The organism is Mesorhizobium bavaricum (genome assembly GCF_056781655.1).
The window spans coordinates 4,355,300-4,375,246 of the sequence record NZ_CM165566.1; the positions used below are offsets into that span (position 1 = coordinate 4,355,300).

Sequence of the window (19,947 nt, forward strand, 5' to 3'; positions counted from 1 at the left end):
CGATGGCAATCGAGATCGCCATTGAAACGCCGCTGCAGGACGACGTGCGCGGACTGGTCAACGAACTCAACGAGACGTTGCTGGAACTGACGCCGCCGGAGCACTGCTACCACCTGACGGTTGAGCAGATGGCCGGTGAGGATACGACCGTTTTCATCGCCCGCGACAACGGCCTGGCCATCGGCTGCGGCGCGCTGAAGCGCCATGACGGCGCCATCGGCGAGGTCAAGCGCATGTACACGCGGCCTTCGCATCGCGGCCGCAAGATCGGCGCTGGGATTGTCGAGCGGGTCGAGGCGCTGGCGCGCAACGAGGGGCTGAAGCGTCTCGTACTGGAGACGGGCGATCGTCATCCCGCCGCGTGGACCGTCTACGAACGCGCCGGGTTTTCGCGCTGCGGCCCGGTGCTGGATTATCCCGATTCCGAGTGGTCGGTGTTTTACGAAAAGAGCCTTTGATGAGCGACCTGACCCAGCTGACGATTTCGCAGGCCCGCGCCAAGCTGCGCGGCAAGGAAATCACCGCGACCGAGATCGCCGAGGCCTATCTCGCGGCCATCGATCGCGCCAATCCGGCGCTCAATGCCTATGTCGCAGTGACCGGCGACAAGGCGCGCGACATGGCCAAGGCCTGTGACGCCAGGCTCGTCAAGGGCGAGGGCGGTGCGCTGGAAGGCATTCCGCTCGGCATCAAGGACCTGTTCGGGACCGAAGGTGTCCATACCCAGGCCTGCAGCCATGTGCTCGACGGGTTCAAGCCGCGCTACGAATCGACCGTTACCACCAATCTGTGGGCCGACGGCGCGGTCATGCTGGGCAAGCTCAACATGGACGAATTCGCCATGGGCTCGTCCAACGAGACGTCTTACTACGGTCCGGTCATCAACCCATGGCGGCGCTCGCGTCTCGACACGGTGGTGATGCCGACAACACATCAGGGTGACGGCGGTTTCGTCTCGGCCGGCGGCACCAGGATCGCGCGCAGCCTCGACAATGCGCAGCTGGTGCCGGGCGGTTCTTCCGGCGGTTCGGCAACCGCCGTCTCGGCCTTCCTGTGCGCGGGTGCCACGGCTACCGACACTGGCGGCTCGATCCGCCAGCCGGCCGCCTTCACCGGCACCGTCGGCATCAAGCCGACCTACGGCCGCTGCTCGCGCTGGGGCATCGTCGCCTTCGCTTCGTCGCTCGACCAGGCCGGGCCGATCGCCCGCGACGTGCGCGATGCCGCGATCCTGTTGAAGTCGATGGCTTCGGTCGATCCGAAGGACACGACCTCGGTCGACCGGCCGGTGCCGGACTACGAGGCGGCGATCGGCAAGCCGATCAAGGGCATGAAGGTGGGTATTCCCAAGGAGTACCGCGTCGATGGCATGCCCGAAGAGATCGAGGCGCTGTGGCAGAAGGGCATTGCCTGGCTGAGGGACGCCGGCGCTGAGATCGTCGACATTTCTCTGCCGCACACCAAATACGCGCTGCCGGCCTATTATATCGTGGCGCCCGCCGAGGCTTCATCCAATCTCGCCCGCTACGATGGCGTCCGCTACGGGCTGCGCGTGCCGGGCAAGGACATCGTCGACATGTATGAGAAGACACGCGCCGCCGGTTTCGGCCGCGAGGTCAAGCGCCGCATCATGATCGGCACCTATGTGCTGTCGGCCGGCTATTACGACGCCTACTATCTGCAGGCGCAGAAGGTGCGCAATCTGATCAAGCGTGACTTCGAGAATGTCTTCGCCGCCGGTGTCGACGTCATCCTGACCCCGGCGACACCGTCCGCCGCCTTTGGCATCGCCGACGAGGACATGGCTGCCGATCCGGTCAAGATGTATCTGAACGACATCTTCACCGTCACGGTGAACATGGCCGGCCTGCCGGGCATCGCCGTGCCGGCGGGGCTCGACGCCAAGGGCCTGCCGCTTGGCCTGCAGCTGATTGGCCGGCCGTTCGACGAGGAAACGCTGTTCCAGACCGCTGCCGTCATCGAGCAGGCGGCTGGCACATTTCAGCCGGAAAAGTGGTGGTAACGAAGTCGCTCGTCCGACGGGGGTGAGCGATGTTCTTCTACCTTTCCAAGATCTTCTGGTTCTTCATCCAGCCGCTCAACCTGACGATCTTCCTGCTGCTGGCCGGACTGCTTGCCGCAATGATCGGCCGACGGCGGCTTGCCGCCACGGGCAGCGTGCTTGCGTTTTTGATTCTTGCGCTGTCGGCCTGGACGTCGCTCGGTGCCATGATGCTCAATCCACTGGAGGAGCGCTTTGCGCGTCCGCCGCTGCCGGAAAGGGTCGACGGCATCGTTGTGCTCGGCGGCGGATTCGAAGGTGCCATCAATCTGGTGCGCGGCGGCTATGAGCTGAACAGCGGCGGCGATCGGATGGTCGAGACCGCGATACTCGCCCGACGCTTTCCAACCGCCAAGGTGGTCGTCTCCGGCGGCACCGGCGAATTGTTCTTGGATGGCGAGGGCGACGCCGCCACGGCACCGCGATTGCTCACAGCGCTTGGTGTGACGGCCGATCGCCTGATCCTCGAAAACAAGTCACGCAACACTTATGAGAATGCCGTCTTCACCAAGGAGCTGGTAACACCGATGCCTGGCGAGACCTGGCTGCTGGTGACCTCGGCCTTCCATATGCCGCGCGCCAAGGCGCTGTTCGACAAGGCCGGATTTGCGACAATCCCCTGGCCGGTCGACTATCGCACCACGGGGCGGGAAGGCATCGGCCTGTTCCGCGACAATCCAGCCGATTCGCTGCAGGCCACCACCATGGCCATCCGTGAATGGATCGGGCTCTTGGCCTACTGGCTATCGGGCCGGATCGATCAGCCTTTTCCGGCGCCCGGCGGCTGACCGATTACCGCCTGTCTGGCGGCCGAGAAGAACTGGCGCCGCACCAGCACGGCGAGCAGCAACAGCGTCGACAGCACAAACACCATTGGATCGACGAACCAGCCGAGATAGCCGATCGAGAAGAACACGCCGCGCAGGCCGGAATTGAAATGCTTTCCCGCAAGCATGTTCATCTGCGCCGCACGCCAGACGGCCGTTTCGGTGACCGGGTTGCGCGAGGCTTCGCCGTGCGGGATCGGCACGGCGCCGATCAGGATCGTGCAATAGTTGAACAGCCGGTACGCCCAGCCGAATTTGAAGAACGAAAACGCCAGGATCAGCACCAGTCCGAACACCTTTATCTGAAAGGCAGCGCGCGACGGGGCGCCGCCCAGAGACAGGTCGCTGAGCACTTCAAGAACCCGGTCGGACGCGCCGAGCAAGGCAAAGCAGCCGCCGATCGCGATCAGCGAACTGGAGGCGAAAAAGGCGGTTCCCTGCTGCAACCCGCTCATGATGGCGGTGTCGACGATGCGGATCTCGCGCTCGGCCATGGTGCGCATCCAGGCTTGCCGCTGGGCATTCATCGCCGTCGTCAGCGATATGCGGCTAATGAGCTTGCCGTCGGAGGCAAGCGTGTGCAGCAGCCACACGACGAGGAAGAAAGCCAGCGCCGCGAGATCGGCTGTCGAAAGATCGAGGGAATCGCCCATAGCCTGAATTTATCACATTCAGTGTGATCGCTTCGATGCCCGGCAAAGAGCGATCGACAACCAATGTCGCTGCCGGAGCAAACAAGGTCGGCTGGCGCTGCGCCGCGATTGACAAAAGAGCGGAAACATCTGGGAATTCCTATATGTAGTCGTTCGAAGTGAACTCCAGGAGACAACGCCGCGTGTTCCTTTCCGTTTTCGACCTGTTCAAGATCGGCATAGGACCCTCGAGTTCGCACACGATGGGGCCGATGACCGCCGCAGCGCGGTTTCTCGACGAGGTCGCGGGAAATGACTGGCCGCGTCCGGCGGGCGTCAAGGTCGACCGCCTCGCCGCCAGCCTGCATGGCTCGCTCGCCTATACCGGCATCGGTCATGGCTCGGATCGTGCTGTCATACTCGGCCTTGCCGGCCTGACGCCGCAGACTGTCGATCCGGATCAGGCTGATGGCATTGCCAGCCGCATCACCGCGGAGAAGCGCATTTCACCGCCCGGCCATCCGTCCTATCGTTTCGACCCGGCCACCGATCTGGTGCTAGACCGCAAGACGCCGCTCACCGGCCACGCCAACGGCATGGCGTTCTACGCCTATGATGCCGGCGACCGCCTGTTGCTCAAGCGCATCTATTATTCCATCGGCGGCGGCTTCGTCGTTTCGGAAGAAGAGCTGCAGCGGATGAAGGCCAAGGGGTCGGTGACGACCGAAGGCAAGAAGGTGCCCTATCCCTTCAAGAACGCGGTCGAGATGCTGGCGATGGCCGGCAAAAGCGGCCTTTCCATCGCCGACATGAAGCGCGTCAACGAGGAAACGCAGATGTCGCGCGAGGAGCTCGACGCCGGACTCGACGGCATCTGGAGCGCCATGAAGGGCTGCATCGACCGCGGCCTGTCGCAGGATGGCATCATGCCGGGCGGACTGAAGGTGCGCCGGCGGGCACGCATGCTGCATGACAAGCTGCAGGAGCAGTGGCAGCAGAACAAGCCCAATCCCTTGCTCGCCAATGACTGGCTGTCGATCTACGCCATGGCCGTCAACGAGGAGAACGCCGCAGGCGGCCGCGTCGTCACCGCGCCGACCAATGGCGCTGCCGGCACATTGCCGTCGGTGCTGCGCTACTGGCTGCATTTCCATCCCGAGGCCGATCAGCCGAGCATCCGCGACTTCCTGCTGACCGCCGCGGCAGTCGGCGGCATCATCAAGACCAACGCCTCGATCTCCGGCGCCGAGGTCGGCTGCCAGGGTGAGGTCGGCTCCGCATCGGCGATGGCCGCGGCCGGCCTGTGCGCCGTCATGGGCGGCACACCCGAACAGGTCGAAAACGCCGCCGAGATCGCGCTTGAACACCATCTCGGCATGACCTGCGATCCGGTCGGCGGGCTGGTCCAGGTGCCTTGCATCGAGCGCAATGCGCTGGGCGCCGTCAAGGCGGTGACGGCTGCGTCACTGGCCATCAAGGGCGACGGCATCCATTTCGTGCCGCTCGACGCGGCGATCGAGACCATGCGCCAGACCGGCCTCGACATGAACGAGAAGTACAAGGAAACCAGCCTTGGCGGGCTTGCCGTCAATGTCGTGGAGTGCTGAGAGCCCGTTTGGAACCGCTCCGGCGGGCCATCTGATGGCGTTTTGGCACTGTGGAGAAGTCGATCAGGCCGTTGACGCATCCGCGCGCGGGGCTAAACCTTAGGCGATGTCTCTCAATCTCATAAAACTCTGCGTCGGCTGCGACAGCGTCGAGGACCTAGAGGAGTGGATCGCTTTCCGCCTCGACGAGCGGCGGCGTGCCGGTGAGCCGGTCGAGCAATATCACACCACCCGCATGGTGCCGACGCGCGCCTCTGAAATCACTGATGGCGGTTCGCTCTACTGGGTGGTCAAGGGCAACGTGCAGTGCCGCCAGTTGATCACAGAAATTCGCCCCTTCACCGACGACGAAGGCATCGGCCGCTGCCACTTGATCCTCGATCCGGAAGTCGTGCGCACCGATTGGCAGCCGCGCCGCGCCTTTCAGGGCTGGCGCTATCTGAAACCGTCAGACGCGCCGGTTGACCTCGGCAAGGGCAAGGCAGGGTTGATCGAGATGCCGCCGAAGCTGCGGCGCGAGCTTGCCGATCTCGGCCTGCTCTGATCCCGTGTCCTCTGGCCCTCAATGTTGCCTCAGGCAGGGCTTGCAAGCGATGGAACAACGCCACATCTTGTTTTCATGAGCGACAAGAAGCAGCCCGTGCCCGCAAGGGTTAACCCTGCGCCGGTCAAACCTCAATCCAATGCCGGCGAGATCGAAGCGTTTCTTCGACAAGCAAGGACGCTGGCTGCGTCGGCGACGGGTTCGGGCAGGCTGATCCTTTCGCTCGACGCGACGATGAGCCGCCAGCCGACCTGGGATCTGGCTTGCGAGCTGCAGGGCCAGATGTTCGATGCCGTCGGCAAGGCCGGAACCCTCAGCGTCCAATTGGTCTATTTTCGCGGCCTGGGCGAGTGCCGTTCGTCCGCTTTCGTGACCGATACCAATGCCTTGAAACAGCTGATGACGCGAATCGAATGCCGTAGCGGCCACACCCAGATCGGCAAGGTGCTGGCGCATGCGCTGAAACAGACGGCCACGGCCAAGGTCAATGCGCTGGTCTATATCGGCGATGCGATGGAAGAGAACATCGACGATCTGGCCGAAAAGGCCGGCAGCCTCGGCCTGCATGGCGTTCCCGTCTTCGTCTTCCAGGAAGGTCATGATTCCGGCGCAGAAAAGGCGTTTAAGGAAATCGCGCGGTTGTCCAAAGGGGCTTGGTTCCGATTTGATCGGCAGGCTGCCGCGACCCTGGCAGGACTGCTTTCGGCGGTTGCGGTGTTTGCAACCGGCGGGCTTAAGGCGCTCGAGGCCAGGGGCAGGCCGGAAGACCGGCTGATGATCGAGCATCTGCGGGGCGGCGGGAACTGATGGGCGCAATTATCCTATTCGTTGCATTGCTTCTGGTGCTTCTCGGTGCGGTGACCATCTTTCTGCGCGCCGATCCGGGAAAACTGGCAAACGGGATGCGGACGCTCGGACCGGTTCTTCTGGCGCTGGTCGGCCTCGCCGTGCTTGTCGTCGGGCGGGAAGGCATCGCCGGCATCATCCTGGCCGCGGCACTTACCTGGTATGGTTCAGTGCGGACGAAGCGGCCGACGGCGGGACTCGCGCCGGGCAAGCGGTCGACGGTACGGACCGCGGCATTGGAAATGGAGCTTGATCACGATACCGGCGGCCTGGAAGGGCTTGTGCTGGCCGGTCGCCATGAAGGCAAGATGCTCGGCGCGATGGGTATGGCCGAGCTGCAGCAGCTTTATCGCGAACTCTCCGGCGATCCGGAGAGCCGGCAACTGCTAGAGACGTATCTTGACGGCAGATTTCCCGTCTGGCGCAAAAACACTGAGACGAACGGTGGCGAAGGGCTGGGTGTTGCGCCAGGTTCGGGCGCCATGACTAAGGAGGAGGCCTACAAGGTCCTTGGTCTTGAAGCGGGGGCCGCCGCGGCGGATGTCCGCAAGGCGCACCGCCGCCTGATGCAGCGCCTGCACCCCGATATCGGCGGCACGTCTTTCCTGGCGGCGCGGATCAATGAAGCCAAGGACGTCTTGCTCTCCAATCACAATTAGTTCTCCTTCGACGCAGAATTTTTCCGGGAGATCACTTCCACGCCGTCCTACTGCTGGACGGCGTAGCACTCGATATTTTTCTTCTTCAAAGCGGTACAGGCCTTCCAGGCGGCAGTCTTCGAACCAAAGCCACCGAAGCGGGCGCGGTAGTAGGTGACGCCGTCCTTGTCGAAGGCGACGGTGAAGCCGGATGCGTCGGCCAGCACCTTGGGTGCCTGTTTGGTGGTCTTGTTGAGGAAGGCCTGTGCTTCGGACTGCTTTGGCGACGAGGCGACCTGGATAGCCCAGCCCGACGGCACCGACGCGGTGTTGACAGGGTCGACGGTTGGCGTCGGTGCCGGCTCGGCATAGGCCGCCACGACCTGGGCCGTGGCCACCTGAGGCGCCGATACGATGACGGTCTTGACCTTCCTGGTCTTGACGACGGGGGTAGCCTCCTCGCTCTGCGCGGTGCTGTCTTCCGCGACTGTGGCGTCTTCGGCAACGGTGGCAACGTCCTGGGTCGCATCATCCTGTGCCACTATCGGCTTGTCGTCCGGCGTCGGTGCGTCGTGCTTGGGCAGGAGCACCTTGGCAAGGGCGGTGATCGGGTTGTTGCCGCCGGCCTTGGCGACCAGATCACCACCGCCCCGGGTCGATGCGCGCGGCATATAAGTGTTGATCAACGCAGCCATCTGGTTGTCGCGGCTGCCACCGGAGCTGCCGCCCATGACCACGCCGACGATGCGGCGATTGCCGTCGGAAACCGACGAGACGAGATTGAAGCCGGAGGCACGGGTGTAGCCGGTCTTGATGCCGTCGACGCCCTTGATGCGTCCCAGCAGACGGTTGTGGCCGTTGATGCGCTGACGGCCGTAGAGAAAGGACCGCTGCGAGAAATAGCCATAGTACTGGGGAAAATGCTCCCGCAGCGCGATGCCGAGCGTCGCCATGTCGCGAGCGGTGGTGAACTGGCCGGGGTCGGGCAGGCCATTGGCGTTTCGGAACACGGTGCCGTTCATGCCCAGGGCCCGCGCCTTGGCCGTCATCATGCGGGCGAAATTGGTTTCATTGCCGCCGAGGAATTCACCGAGCGCGGTAGCCGAGTCGTTCGCCGACTTGGTGACCATCGACAGGATGGCGGTATCGACCGTGACCGAACCGCCTGCCTTCACGCCGAGTTTCGTCGGCGGCTCGGCTGCGGCATGGGCCGAAAACACAACTTGCGAGTTCCGGCTGATCTTGCCCTTCGCCAACGCCTCGAAGGTCAGGTAAAGCGTCATCATTTTGGTCAGGGAAGCCGGATAGCGCCTGCCGTTGGCATCCGCGGAGTACAGCACCTTGCCAGTCTTGGCGTCCACAACTATGGCCGCCTGCCTCGCCGCCAGGGATGAAGCGACGTCACCGCAGACGAATGTCAACGCCAAGGCGAAGATCATCATCTTTTTGAGAGGGGATGTGGATTTGGATACGATGCCCAACAACGCCTTACGCACTGGTACTTCCCTTGGATTCTTCGTTGCGTTGGAGGCGGCGAAGGGTCCTGCCTCACTTCCAGCCAGGCTACCGGGGCAGCGTTACCAATCCGTTTATGGTAACCGCCGCGTTCACCATTTTCTTCGGGCTTGAAGCTCTCTTTATTCGATTTTTATCCATTGGCTGGGCAGGCGGGCTCCGCACGCCGTCGAAATATTGACTTTTGTGCGGCGCACAATATATTGGAGTGCATTGCACAAGGGCGCCCCGAAGAAGGACGCTTCAACCCAAGGGAATGCGTGACATGACCCAGACCTATGAGGACTTCAGCAAATACGGCAAAGAGTTTGCCGATACCGGATTGAAGAGCTTCGCTTCGCTCTCCAAGGGCGCACAGGCGATCGCCACCGAGGCTGGCGAATACACCAAGAAAAGCTTCGAAGCCGGCAGCGCCGCCGTCGAAAAAATCTTTACTGCCAAGTCGCTGGAAAAGGCGATCGAGATCCAGTCCGATTATGCCAAGCAATCCTATGAGGCGTTCGTCGCCGAGGCCACCAAGATTGGCGACCTCTATGCCGAACTGGCCAAGGAAGCCTACAAGCCGTTCGAATCGATCGTTGCCAAGGCGAAGTAATTTCGCCCGGGTGACCTAAATTCGCCTGACGTGATCCAGATCCGGCCCTTTGGGCCCGGGACAAAGCCCGGCCGCGGAAGCGTGGCCGGGTTTTTTCATGTCAATTTCCGCTCCAGGGCCTCGCGCCCCTTCACGATTGCGAAAATCGGACAAGTTTGGTCACCTAGCCATATTGTCAGCTAAACAGAAGGGCTTAAAATCGTTCATCGAACACCTACATGTCGAACTCGCATGGGGATTCGAAAGAGGCAGGAATACGTGACGATCGGTTTGACTGCCACGAGACACGTGGCGCGGATGCAAAACGGCGGCGGCGACGGCAATGAGGCCGGCCGCGGGACGGCCGTCATCACGCGCACCAAAACCAAGACCAAGAAGCCCAGCCTTTACCGGGTCCTCATCCTCAACGACGACTACACGCCCATGGAGTTCGTGGTTCACGTGCTGGAGCGTTTTTTCCAGAAGGACCGCGAAGCCGCCACACGCATCATGCTTCATGTTCACAATCATGGAGTGGGCGAGTGCGGGGTCTATACATTCGAGGTGGCCGAGACCAAAGTGTCCCAGGTCATGGATTTCGCCCGACAGAATCAGCATCCGCTGCAATGCGTGATGGAGAAGAAGTGAGGTAACATGCCGGCTTTCTCCCAAGGCCTGGAAAAGGCGCTTCACCAGGCGCTGACGCTCGCCAATGAGCGGCACCATGAATATGCAACCCTTGAACATTTGCTGCTCGCGCTCATCGACGACACCGAGGCGGCCGCCGTCATGCGCGCCTGCAATGTCGATCTCGATGAGCTGAAGCATACGGTTCTCACCTATATCGACACCGAGCTCGACAATCTGGTCACCGGCTACGACGAGGATTCCAAGCCGACAGCCGGCTTCCAGCGCGTCATCCAGCGCGCGGTGATCCATGTGCAGTCGTCGGGCCGCGAGGAAGTGTCGGGCGCCAACGTGCTCGTCGCCATCTTCGCCGAGCGCGAGAGCCATGCCGCCTATTTCCTGCAGGAACAGCAGATGACCCGCTACGACGCGGTCAACTACATCTCGCACGGCATTGCCAAGCGTCCGGGAGCATCGGAGACGCGTTCGCCGCGCGGCGCCGATGACGAGCAGGGCGGCCAGAACGGCGCCGAGCCGCAGGAGGAAGGCGGCAAGAAAAAGCAGCAGCAGGATGCGCTGACCGCTTATTGCGTCAACCTGAACAACAAGGCCAAGGCCGGCAAGATCGACCCGCTGATCGGCCGCGAATCCGAGATCAACCGTACCATCCAGGTGCTGTGCCGCCGCTCCAAGAACAACCCGCTCTATGTCGGTGATCCTGGTGTCGGCAAGACGGCGATCGCCGAGGGCCTCGCCAAGCGCATCGTCGAGGGCGACGTCCCCGAGGTGCTGCACAACGCCACCATCTTCGCGCTCGACATGGGCACGCTGCTCGCCGGCACGCGCTATCGCGGTGACTTCGAGGAGCGGCTGAAGCAGGTCGTCAAGGAACTCGAGGACTATCCCGGCGCGGTGCTGTTCATCGACGAGATCCACACGGTGATCGGGGCAGGGGCGACTTCGGGCGGCGCCATGGACGCCTCGAACCTGTTGAAGCCGGCCCTGTCCTCGGGTGCAATCCGCTGCATCGGCTCGACCACCTACAAGGAATTCCGCCAGTTCTTCGAGAAGGACCGCGCCTTGGTGCGGCGCTTCCAGAAGATCGACGTCAACGAGCCGACCATCGAGGATGCGATCGAGATCATGAAGGGCCTCAAGCCCTATTATGAGGAATTCCACAAGGTGAAGTTCACCAACGAGGCAATCAAGGCCTCGGTGGAGTTGTCGGCGCGCTACATCAACGACCGCAAGCTGCCGGACAAGGCGATCGACGTGATCGACGAGACCGGCGCCTCGCAGATGCTGGTGCCGGAAGCCAAGCGCAAGAAGACCATCGGCATCAAGGAGATCGAAGCGACGATCGCCACCATGGCGCGCATCCCGCCGAAGACGGTTTCGGCCGACGACGAGAAGGTGCTGCAAGGCCTCGATATCGAACTGAAGCGCGTCGTCTACGGCCAGGATACCGCGATCAGCGCGCTGACCTCGGCGATCAAGCTGGCGCGTGCCGGCCTGCGCGAACCGGAGAAGCCGATCGGCTCCTACCTGTTCTCGGGTCCGACCGGCGTCGGCAAGACCGAAGTGGCTAAGCAATTGGCCGCCTCGCTTGGCGTCGAGCTGATCCGCTTCGACATGTCGGAATATATGGAGCGCCACACCGTGTCGCGGCTGATCGGCGCGCCTCCCGGCTATGTCGGCTTCGACCAGGGTGGTCTTTTGACCGACGGCGTCGACCAGCATCCGCACTGTGTGCTGTTGCTGGACGAAGTCGAGAAGGCGCATCCGGATCTGTTCAACATCCTGTTGCAGGTCATGGACCATGGCAAGCTCACGGACCACAACGGCAAGCAGATCGACTTCCGCAATGTGATCCTGATCATGACCACCAATGCGGGCGCGTCGGATGCGCAGCGCGCGGCGATTGGCTTCGGCTCGACCAAGCGCGAAGGCGACGACGTCGAGGCGATCAACCGGCTGTTCACGCCGGAATTCCGCAACCGTCTCGATGCGATCATCCCGTTCGGCTCGCTGCCGGTGCCGGTGATCCATCAGGTGGTGCAGAAGTTCGTCATGCAACTCGAGGCCCAGCTTTCCGAGCGGGGCGTCACCTTCGACCTCTCGCCCGATGCGATCGCGTGGCTGGCCGACAAGGGCTATGACGAGCGCATGGGCGCGCGGCCACTCGGCCGGGTCATCCAGGAGCACATCAAGAAGCCATTGGCTGACGAGGTGCTGTTCGGCAAGCTCAAGAAGGGCGGCACGGTGCGCGTCACCGTCGAGAAGAAGGAAACCGGCGAGACCGGCCTGAAGCTCGAGTCGCTCGCCGACGAGGCGCCGGTGAAGCCGAAGAAGGAAGAGCCGGAAGAAGCACCGAAGCCCGCAAAGGCCGTGGCGAAAAAGCCCGCGACGAAGAAGCTGGTGGCGCAGAAACCCGAAGCCAAGGGCAAGGACGGCGGCAAGCGCAGCCTCGTGCCGCAACTGCCCAGAAAGAACTGACCCTGACGAAAATCGAAAAAGCCCCGGAAACGGGGCTTTTTTCTTTGGAACGACGAGAGGACGCATGGCCGGACAGATCATCATCCTGAACGGAGCGCCGCGATCGGGAAAAACAAGCATCGTCCAGGCCATCCAGGAGAATTTCGATGGGGTGTGGATCAATCTCGGCGTCGATGTCTACGAGCACGCCACGCCGCCGCGATATCGGCCTGGAATAGGATTGCGGCCGGGCGGCGAGCGTCCGGACCTTGAAGGCCTCGTGCCCGGCTTCTACGCCGCACTCTACGAATCGATTGCCGCCCACAGCCGGCTGGGCGTGAATGTCGTGGTGGATGTCGGCCATCACGATGCCTATTCGAAGCCCCTCGATTGCCTTGCTGATTGCGCGCGCCGTCTCGCCGGCCTGCCGGTGCTGCTTGTCGGCGTTCGCTGTCCAATTGAAATCATCATAGAACGGCGCGCCGCCAGCGCGACGGGCAGGAGGTATGTGACCGGCTCGCCCGATGATCCCGTACCGCTGCCCGTGCGCCTGTGGCAGGAAGAGGTGCACCGGCCAGGCGTATACGATCTGGAAGTCGACACCTCGCTGCTGAGCCCTGCGCAATGCGCGGATACGATCCGCGGGCGGCTGCAGCAAGGCATCGTTCGGCCGAGCGCGATCGAGCACCTGGCTCAAACCGCCGCCGGGTAGCACTGTTTCCAGTCGTAAAGCGACGTGCGCTTCAGCTTTGCAGCGCCGCCCGAATCTTTTCGGCGTTGTGCGCCAGCACTTCGGGCTTCTCCATCCCGCCCGTGTGCGGCTTCAGCGGGATGCCATCGAAGCGCGGGATGACATGTACATGCAGATGATAGACGGTCTGCCCCGAGGCTGGCTCATTGAACTGCATGATGGTTACGCCGTCGGCGCCAAAACCTTGTTTGACGGCCCGAGCCACTTTCTGGACGACCGTGAAAAGCGGGCCGAACGTTGACGGATCGGCGTCGAGCAGGTTGCGCGATGGTGACTTCGGCACCACCAGCGTATGGCCGGGCCCCTGCGGCATCACATCCATGAAAGCGACGACCGCCTCGTCCTCGTAGACGCGATGCGAGGGGATCTCGCCGCGCAGGATCTTTGCGAAGATGTTGTCGGTGTCATAGGCGGTTTGGGCCATCGCAAACGCTCCGGATTGTGCCTTCGTGTAGCGAAGCCGCCAGAAGTCGGCAAGGCGATTGGGCAAAGTCGACCCTGCCGATCGGGGCAGCCAGGGTGCTACTCCTCCACATCCTTGCGGAATGGGGTGTGCTCTTCAAGATATTCGCTCATCCGCTCCACCTCGTGCCGTTCGCGCCTGAGATAGTCGGCAACGGCGTTGCGTAGGCCGGGATGGGCGATGTAGTGCGCGGAATGCATGATCACCGGTCGGTAGCCGCGCGCCAGCTTGTGCTCGCCCTGCGCACCTGCCTCGACCACCTCCAGCTTGCGCTCGATGGCAAAGTCGATCGCCTGATGGTAGCAGACCTCGAAATGCAGGAAGGGATGGTCCTCGATGCAGCCCCAATTGCGGCCATAGAGTGCGTCGGAGCCGATGAAATTGATGGCGCCGGCAATGTAGCGCCCATTGCGTTTGGCCATCACCAGCAGGATGTCGTCGGCCATGCGTTCGCCGATCAGCGAGAAGAACTGGCGGCTGAGATAGGGCCGGCCCCATTTGCGGCTGCCGGTATCCATGTAGAAGGCGAAGAAGTCGTCCCAGACCTTTTCGGTGAGGTCCTTGCCGGTCAGCCAGTCGATCGAGATGCCGTTGGCCAGCGCCTCGCGCCTTTCCTTCTTCATCGCCTTGCGCTTGCGCGAGGCAAGGGTGGCGAGGAAGTCGTCATAGGTTGAAAAGCCTTCGTTGAAGAAGTGGAACTGCTGGTCGGTGCGGTGCAGAAAACCCGCCGCTTCCAGCACCTCCACGTCGCTCTCTTGCGCGAAGGTGACATGCGCGGAAGAGACACCGAGTTTCTGTGTGACCGCCTGCAGACCCGCGGCCAGCCCGGCCTTGACGGTGCTGATATCCTCGCCCCTGGTGACCAGCAGGCGAGGGCCTGTGACCGGCGTGAACGGCACCGCGCATTGCAGTTTGGGATAGTAGCGGCCGCCGGCGCGTTCGAAGGCATCCGACCAGCCATGATCGAACACATACTCGCCCTGGCTGTGCGACTTGAGATAGCACGGCACCGCGCCGAGCAGCTTGCCTCGCGCGGTTTCCAGCCGCAAATGATGACCTTGCCAGCCGGTGCGCCGAACGGCGCAGCCGGACTCTTCGAGCGCACTCAGAAAAGCGTATGAAACGAGCGGGTTATAGCCGTTCTCGGCGTCCCTGCGCGTGGTTCCACTAAGGCTGTTCCACTCGTCCGGGGTGAAAGCGCCGATGCCAGCGGCGACGCGGATCGAATAGTCCGCATTTGCTGTCTGGCCATCGCCGTCGTCGCCTTGATCCATGAGGCTTATTTAAGCTCCGTCTGGCCTGGTACAAGTCACGTTTCAGACACTCGACTTCAGGCTACTTTGACCAGATCGGGTTCGAATCCTTCGAATGTCATCTGGTCGGCATATCTATAGGTCAGGTCCACCGCGGGCTGGTCATGCACCGTCCAGGTTATGACTGGCATTTTCAGTTTTTCACGCACGAAGCCGACGAACCGGTTCGGCAGGTCGCCGGCGGCATAGGAGGTGAAGGCGATCTCGTGCGCCAGCATGGCGAAATGCGCCTCGATCAGCTGGTTTTCCTTGCCGTAGGCAGTCAGTCCGCCCGGAATGCCCGGCGCATGTTTGGAGAAATCGCGGATCAGCCAGTGGTCGAACGACATGATCGCTGCCTTGCCCTTGTAACGTTTGAGCATCTTGCCGACGCCCGCCACGAGACCCTCGTCACGGCCGGGGACCCCTTTCAACTCCACGACGACCGGCACCCGGCCATCGACGAGATCCAGCGCGTCCTGAAGTGTCGGCAAGTGGTCTGACGTGCCGCCCACCTTGAGCGCCGTCAGCTCGGCCGCGGTGCGCTGCCAGACGAAGCCGTCCTGTCCGGTCAGCCTTTGCAGGTCACCATCATGGATGACGACGGGAATGCCATCCGATGACAGGTGCACGTCGCATTCGATGGCATAGCCGCGCTCGGCAGCGGCGGCGAAAGCGGAAAGCGTGTTTTCCCAACGCGTCTTGTTCATGTCGTGGAAGCCGCGATGGGCAACGGGCCGGGCGGTCAGCCAGGATAGGTCGGTCATGGTTGTTCCCTGGCTCACTCGATTTCGAAGATGGCTTCGATTTCCACTGCGGCATTAAGCGGCAGCGAGGCGGTGCCGACTGCAGAGCGGGCATGCTTGCCGCGCTCGCCAAGTGCTGCAACCAGGAAATCGGAGGCGCCGTTGGCAACCAGGTGCTGCTCGACAAACTCGGGTGCGGAGGCGACGAAAACGGTGATCTTCACCAGGCGGCGGATTTTCTCGAGGTCGCCAAGTGCGGCCTTGGCCTGCGCCAGAATGTTGATCGCGCAGTACTTTGCCGCGTCCATGCCAGCCGCCGTGTCGACGTCACGGCCAAGCAGTCCGCTGGCCTGCAGCTTGCCGTCCTTGAGCGGCAACTGGCCGGCGGTGAACAGCAGATCGCCGGTCCTGCAATAGGGCACGTAGTTGGCGGCGGGCGCGGCGGCGACAGGAAGCGTCACGCCCAGATCGCTTAGCCGCTTTTCGATTGTTTCGCTCATGGTATTTCCCTATTGCTTGGGTGACGCCGCGCTGGCCGGGCCGAAATTGCTATTTTTGCCTCGCTTCCGCCACGACTTTTTTTAAGCTGGACCATCTTTCCCTGCGGCCTGCCATCAGCCGCGACGATCGGAGTACCTCATGCGCGCAACGCGCCTTGCATTCCATGCCGTGCTTTTGTCGGCAGTCTTCTCGATCGGCCCTGCTTTCGCCGTGCCGGCGCTGCAAGCCCACCGCGCCGTTTACGACCTCACCCTCAAAAAGGCGTCCGATCAATCCGGCATCACAGGCATATCCGGCCGCATGGTCTACGAGTTCAACGGCTCGGCCTGTGAGGGCTATACGGTGAAATTCCGTTTCGTCACCCAGATCGTCACCAACGACAACACGAGGCTGACCGACCAGCAGACGACCACTTTCGAAGACGCTGAAGGCAAGACTTTCTCGTTCGTGACGAAGTCCTTCGTCGACCAGAACCTCGACAAGGAGGTCAAGGGCATCGCCACGAAAGAGACCAAGGGTTTGAAGGTTGATATCGACAAGCCTGAAAAGAACAGCCTCGAACTGGCCACGACTCAATTCCCGACCCAACATCTGGTCGAACTGATCGGCAAGGCCGAAAAGGGCGAGAATTTTTACGAAACCAACCTGTTCGACGGTTCCGAAGACGCCAACAAGGTGATGACCACCACCGTCGTCGTCGGCAAGAAAACCGATGCCGACAAGGCCGACCCGGAGGCTCCGGCATTGGCGAAGCTCGCCACCGACAAATATTGGCCGGTCGACATCGCCTATTTCGACGACAGCGACAAGACAGGCGAAGAGGTGCCGGAGTACCGGATCAGCTTCAAGCTGCATGAGAACGGCATCACCCGCGACCTCGTCATGGACTATGGTGACTTCTCTATGACCGGCAAGCTGGTCAATCTTTCGTTGTTCGACCAATCGAAAACCTGCCCGACCAAATAGTGGTTCAGCTCGCCGGTTGATCGACCACGACACGGCGTTGTCGTGGCGAACGACTTGAACCTGCCGCAATCGGCTCTCAACTTCCTTTCCAGCGTCGAGGCGCGAGGGGGGCAACTTGAGCAGGATCGATGTCTTCGTGGCGCCGCGGCCCAATCCGGCGCTGATCAAGATCATGACGTTCGTCAACCGGATTGTCATGCTGCATGGCATTCCCGGCCTTCGCGATATCTTGCCGTTCAACCGCGTGGCCGGACTGCGTGGCGTCGCCAATGTCCGTCACATCGACTTTCCCGACGCCGACCTCGAGCGGCTGAGGGCCAGTTGCGGGACAGGGAAGGCGACCTTCATCACGCCCAATCATCCCGAGTTCTTCACCGACTGGATGATCGACAAGGAGATCGTGTCGCAGGTCAGCCCGCTTGCGGCCTCCTGGGCAACGAACGGTGTCGTCAACGGCCTTGGCCGGCTGATGCAGAAATTCTGGCTGGCCAACAATCTGATCGCCCAGATCCCCGGCAAGAGTGAGGCAGCCAAAGAACACTCCGTCGCCTGGGCGTTGAAAGGCCATGGCGTGCTGCTGCATCCCGAAGGCGGCGTCGGCTGGCATGGCAACATCGTTGCGCCGCTGCTGCCAGGTGCCGTCGAGATGGGATTGGAAGCGCTGAAGCGTGGCCGCACGGCAGATTCCAATTTCCAGGTCTGGATCGCGCCGGTCGTCTGGAAACTGGCCTTCACCAGGAATGTCGAAGCGGCGCTGGCGAAGGAATGCACCTATGTCGAGAAAAGCCTGAAAATAGAACGCCGCGCGGCCGACACGCTGCCGCAGAGGATCCACCATATCTATTCGACGCTGCTGGCGCGCGACGAAGCCGCGTGGGGCATGCCATCCGACGAACGCACGACCTATGCCGAGCGCCAGCAGATATTGGTCGCCGAACTGGGCCGCCGGCTCGGCGAAGACATTTCAGCTGACGCCGTTGTCACCGACATCACCGAGCTTCTGCGGCGGGCGCGTCGCTGGCAGCGCGAAAACACCGGCGACGCTGAACGGCAAAAAAAGGTCCGGGCGCTCACCGATATGATTCAGAGGCTGCAACGCGTCGGGCCCTGGGCCTCGGCCAATCCGCGCATCACCCAGGAGGAGATCGCCGAGCATCTGAAGCGTATCCGCAACGACTATTGCCGGAGCGGACTGCACGACACGATGAACCGATTCATTCCGCAGCCGGCCGGGCCGCGTTGCGCCCATATCCGGGTACCCGATCCACTCGGCCTGCATGAGCATGCCGGCTCGGTCGACGTTGCTGTTGCCGAGTTGCACCGTCGCATGCAGGACACAGTCACGGGCACCGTGGCTGAGCTTGCGGCCAATGGCGGCTTCATTTTCTATCCGAATCCATTCTATCGTCACTGACATGCGAACGGCCGATCGTCATTCGGTTGGAAAGAATGGAAGGCAGGCAGCAAGCCTCATGGCGATCTATGTCGACGCGGCGATCTGGAACTGGGCCGGCCATCGCTGGTGCCATCTGATGGCCGATGACACCGATGAGTTGCATCGCTTTGCCGCACAGCTTGGCGTCAAGCGCTCATCCTATCAAGGGCCGCCCAGGACATCAGCGCCGCACTATGACATAACCGGCTTTGAGCGCGACCGCGCGGTGCGGCTCGGCGCTACAGAATGCAGCCGCGAGGAGATCGTCGCGATCTTCCGGCGGGTGCGGGTGCCCAACGGAAAGGTTCGACCATGACACCAACGGCATTTCTGGCTTACTGCGCCGCGATCACGCTTTCGAGCACCACATCCTGCTGTGGAAGAATTCCACCATCACCATCGGTCTGAAGTCGCTGAAGGGCGCGCTGAAGCGCATGATGGCCGGCATGCAGATCTTCGTCACCGAAGCGTCGGGGGCGGGCATCATCGCCTTCAGCCGCGACGGACCAGGCCACATCGTGCCGATCCATCTCAGGCGTGGCGAGGAGATCCAGGTACGCGAACACCAGTTTCTCGCCGCCACCGGCAATGTCGACTACACCTTCGAGCGCGTGCGTGGTCTCGCGACGATGCTGTTCGGCCAGAGCGGCTTCTTCATCGACCGGTTTCGTGGCGATGCCGGCGACGGGATCGTCTGGCTGCACGGCTACGGCAATGTCTTCGTGAAAACGCTCGCCGCTGGCGAGACCATCGACATAGAGCCGGGTGGCTGGCTGTTCAAGGATGTCTCGGTCAGGATGGAAACCAAGATCGACCGCCTGTCGAGCGGCTTCTTCGGCGCCAGCATGAATTTCATCGTCAACCGCTTCACCGGACCCGGTCGGGTCGGCATCCAGTCGATGTATCTGCACATGCCGACCGAGGAATAGGCCTGAGCAAAGGGATATGTATCAGCGCCGGCCAGTTGCCGCTGTCGTTCCAGCCGGCGCGGCATGGCCAATCGCACTCTCTGCATCGGCTGCGAGGTTCCCATCGATCCCATCCTGGCATGCGTCATCCCGGCGTTTGCTGTGCCCGCTTACGACGGATATGCAGGAAACATGATCAAACTGTCCCGCATCGCAGCACTGGTGGTGCTCGCCATCATCATTTTTGCAACCTTGTCGCCGATCCAGATGCGGCCACACATAGCCGAAGCGAACGTCGAGCGCGCCCTGGCTTACGTGTTGCTGGGCTTCACTGTGGCACTCGGCTTCCCGAATCGCCTGTATCAAGCCGTGATCTTCGTGGTTGCGACCGCCGGCGTTCTGGAATTGCTTCAGATCATCGACCCCAGCCGTCACGCACGCCTCCTCGACGCAATTGTGAAAGCCTTTGCCGGAGTGGTTGGGATCGTCGTCGGGCAAATGCTCGTCAGGCGCGGCGGACGAAGAGCATTGAGGTAGC

22 protein-coding genes are annotated in these 19,947 nt (G+C 62.1%); 16 read left to right on the forward strand and 6 right to left on the reverse strand.

Going from position 1 to position 19,947, the window contains the following annotated elements; all coding sequences use genetic code 11:
- Window positions 1-2: 2 nt before the first annotated feature.
- From AC1RZR_RS21315 to AC1RZR_RS21325, 3 genes are read left to right on the forward strand one after another with little or no spacing between them, the layout of a single operon-like run.
- Window positions 3-458: a GNAT family N-acetyltransferase gene (locus AC1RZR_RS21315; RefSeq protein WP_477277107.1), complete on the forward strand. Its 456-nt coding sequence runs from the start codon at window positions 3-5 to the stop codon at window positions 456-458.
- Window positions 458-2,023, forward strand: a complete 1,566-nt coding sequence (locus tag AC1RZR_RS21320) for an amidase (RefSeq protein WP_481825890.1) — start codon at window positions 458-460, stop codon at window positions 2,021-2,023. Before AC1RZR_RS21315 ends, AC1RZR_RS21320 begins: the two co-directional genes overlap by 1 nt.
- Before the next feature lie 29 nt (window positions 2,024-2,052).
- Complete coding sequence (locus tag AC1RZR_RS21325) at window positions 2,053-2,850, forward strand: YdcF family protein (protein WP_477277103.1); 798 nt, start codon at window positions 2,053-2,055, stop codon at window positions 2,848-2,850.
- Here the strand turns inward: AC1RZR_RS21325 and AC1RZR_RS21330 are convergent.
- Entirely contained in the window at window positions 2,823-3,542 is a 720-nt protein-coding gene (locus AC1RZR_RS21330) for a DUF599 domain-containing protein (RefSeq protein ID WP_477277101.1), read from the reverse strand. The genes AC1RZR_RS21325 and AC1RZR_RS21330 overlap by 28 nt on opposite strands.
- Before the next feature lie 182 nt (window positions 3,543-3,724).
- On the opposite strand from AC1RZR_RS21330, the gene AC1RZR_RS21335 reads away from it, so the two are divergent.
- The 4 genes from AC1RZR_RS21335 (at window position 3,725) to AC1RZR_RS21350 (ending at window position 7,177) form a co-directional block, all read left to right on the forward strand.
- Entirely contained in the window at window positions 3,725-5,128 is a 1,404-nt protein-coding gene (locus AC1RZR_RS21335) for an L-serine ammonia-lyase (RefSeq protein WP_477277099.1), read from the forward strand.
- Between the two features lie 106 nt (window positions 5,129-5,234).
- The gene (locus AC1RZR_RS21340) at window positions 5,235-5,672 is read left to right on the forward strand and encodes a DUF1489 family protein (RefSeq protein ID WP_477277097.1); all 438 of its coding nucleotides are present in this window, start codon (window positions 5,235-5,237) and stop codon (window positions 5,670-5,672) included.
- A 75-nt stretch (window positions 5,673-5,747) separates the two neighbouring features.
- Window positions 5,748-6,479 (forward strand): vWA domain-containing protein, encoded by a 732-nt coding sequence (locus AC1RZR_RS21345; protein WP_379104567.1) that lies wholly within the window; start codon window positions 5,748-5,750, stop codon window positions 6,477-6,479.
- Window positions 6,479-7,177, forward strand: a complete 699-nt coding sequence (locus AC1RZR_RS21350) for a DnaJ domain-containing protein (RefSeq protein WP_477277094.1) — start codon at window positions 6,479-6,481, stop codon at window positions 7,175-7,177. Before AC1RZR_RS21345 ends, AC1RZR_RS21350 begins: the two co-directional genes overlap by 1 nt.
- Before the next feature lie 47 nt (window positions 7,178-7,224).
- On the opposite strand, the gene AC1RZR_RS21355 is transcribed toward AC1RZR_RS21350, so the two are convergent.
- Window positions 7,225-8,652: an SPOR domain-containing protein gene (locus AC1RZR_RS21355; protein ID WP_481825891.1), complete on the reverse strand. Its 1,428-nt coding sequence runs from the start codon at window positions 8,650-8,652 to the stop codon at window positions 7,225-7,227.
- Window positions 8,653-8,936: 284 nt separating this feature from the next.
- Here AC1RZR_RS21355 and AC1RZR_RS21360 point away from each other — a divergent pair, with 284 nt between their 5' ends.
- The 4 genes from AC1RZR_RS21360 to AC1RZR_RS21375 all read left to right on the forward strand — a co-directional run bounded on the left by AC1RZR_RS21360 (window position 8,937) and on the right by AC1RZR_RS21375 (window position 13,059).
- Window positions 8,937-9,266, forward strand: a complete 330-nt coding sequence (locus AC1RZR_RS21360; protein ID WP_379104393.1) for a phasin family protein — start codon at window positions 8,937-8,939, stop codon at window positions 9,264-9,266.
- Window positions 9,267-9,563: 297 nt separating this feature from the next.
- Complete coding sequence (gene clpS / locus AC1RZR_RS21365; protein WP_010909565.1) at window positions 9,564-9,893, forward strand: ATP-dependent Clp protease adapter ClpS; 330 nt, start codon at window positions 9,564-9,566, stop codon at window positions 9,891-9,893.
- A 6-nt stretch (window positions 9,894-9,899) separates the two neighbouring features.
- Window positions 9,900-12,368 carry an ATP-dependent Clp protease ATP-binding subunit ClpA gene (gene clpA, locus AC1RZR_RS21370; RefSeq protein WP_477277090.1) on the forward strand — a complete coding sequence of 823 codons (2,469 nt, stop codon included), beginning with the start codon at window positions 9,900-9,902 and terminating at the stop codon, window positions 12,366-12,368.
- Window positions 12,369-12,432: 64 nt separating this feature from the next.
- The gene (locus tag AC1RZR_RS21375) at window positions 12,433-13,059 is read left to right on the forward strand and encodes a chloramphenicol phosphotransferase CPT family protein (RefSeq protein WP_481825892.1); all 627 of its coding nucleotides are present in this window, start codon (window positions 12,433-12,435) and stop codon (window positions 13,057-13,059) included.
- 31 nt (window positions 13,060-13,090) lie between these two features.
- Here the strand turns inward: AC1RZR_RS21375 and AC1RZR_RS21380 are convergent, their stop codons facing one another.
- From AC1RZR_RS21380 to AC1RZR_RS21395, 4 genes are all read right to left on the reverse strand, one after another.
- Window positions 13,091-13,522, reverse strand: coding sequence for an HIT family protein (locus AC1RZR_RS21380; protein WP_481825893.1), 432 nt, complete (start codon window positions 13,520-13,522; stop codon window positions 13,091-13,093).
- Between the two features lie 98 nt (window positions 13,523-13,620).
- Complete coding sequence (locus tag AC1RZR_RS21385; RefSeq protein ID WP_481825894.1) at window positions 13,621-14,835, reverse strand: GNAT family N-acetyltransferase; 1,215 nt, start codon at window positions 14,833-14,835, stop codon at window positions 13,621-13,623.
- Between the two features lie 56 nt (window positions 14,836-14,891).
- Window positions 14,892-15,620: a glycerophosphodiester phosphodiesterase gene (locus AC1RZR_RS21390; RefSeq protein ID WP_481825895.1), complete on the reverse strand. Its 729-nt coding sequence runs from the start codon at window positions 15,618-15,620 to the stop codon at window positions 14,892-14,894.
- 14 nt (window positions 15,621-15,634) lie between these two features.
- Window positions 15,635-16,099, reverse strand: a complete 465-nt coding sequence (locus AC1RZR_RS21395; protein ID WP_477277079.1) for a RidA family protein — start codon at window positions 16,097-16,099, stop codon at window positions 15,635-15,637.
- A 139-nt stretch (window positions 16,100-16,238) separates the two neighbouring features.
- Between AC1RZR_RS21395 and AC1RZR_RS21400 the strand changes: the two genes are divergently transcribed.
- The 5 genes from AC1RZR_RS21400 to AC1RZR_RS21420 all read left to right on the forward strand — a co-directional run bounded on the left by AC1RZR_RS21400 (window position 16,239) and on the right by AC1RZR_RS21420 (window position 19,946).
- The gene (locus tag AC1RZR_RS21400; RefSeq protein WP_477277077.1) at window positions 16,239-17,066 is read left to right on the forward strand and encodes a cell envelope integrity EipB family protein; all 828 of its coding nucleotides are present in this window, start codon (window positions 16,239-16,241) and stop codon (window positions 17,064-17,066) included.
- Window positions 17,067-17,181: 115 nt separating this feature from the next.
- On the forward strand, window positions 17,182-18,480 hold the full coding sequence (locus tag AC1RZR_RS21405) for a lysophospholipid acyltransferase family protein (RefSeq protein ID WP_481825896.1): 1,299 nt from the start codon (window positions 17,182-17,184) through the stop codon (window positions 18,478-18,480).
- A 58-nt stretch (window positions 18,481-18,538) separates the two neighbouring features.
- Window positions 18,539-18,817, forward strand: coding sequence for a DUF4031 domain-containing protein (locus AC1RZR_RS21410; RefSeq protein WP_481825897.1), 279 nt, complete (start codon window positions 18,539-18,541; stop codon window positions 18,815-18,817).
- Window positions 18,711-19,430: an AIM24 family protein gene (locus AC1RZR_RS21415; RefSeq protein ID WP_481825898.1), complete on the forward strand. Its 720-nt coding sequence runs from the start codon at window positions 18,711-18,713 to the stop codon at window positions 19,428-19,430. Before AC1RZR_RS21410 ends, AC1RZR_RS21415 begins: the two co-directional genes overlap by 107 nt.
- 63 nt (window positions 19,431-19,493) lie before the next feature.
- The gene (locus tag AC1RZR_RS21420) at window positions 19,494-19,946 is read left to right on the forward strand and encodes a VanZ family protein (protein WP_481825899.1); all 453 of its coding nucleotides are present in this window, start codon (window positions 19,494-19,496) and stop codon (window positions 19,944-19,946) included.
- Window position 19,947: the final 1 nt, after the last annotated feature.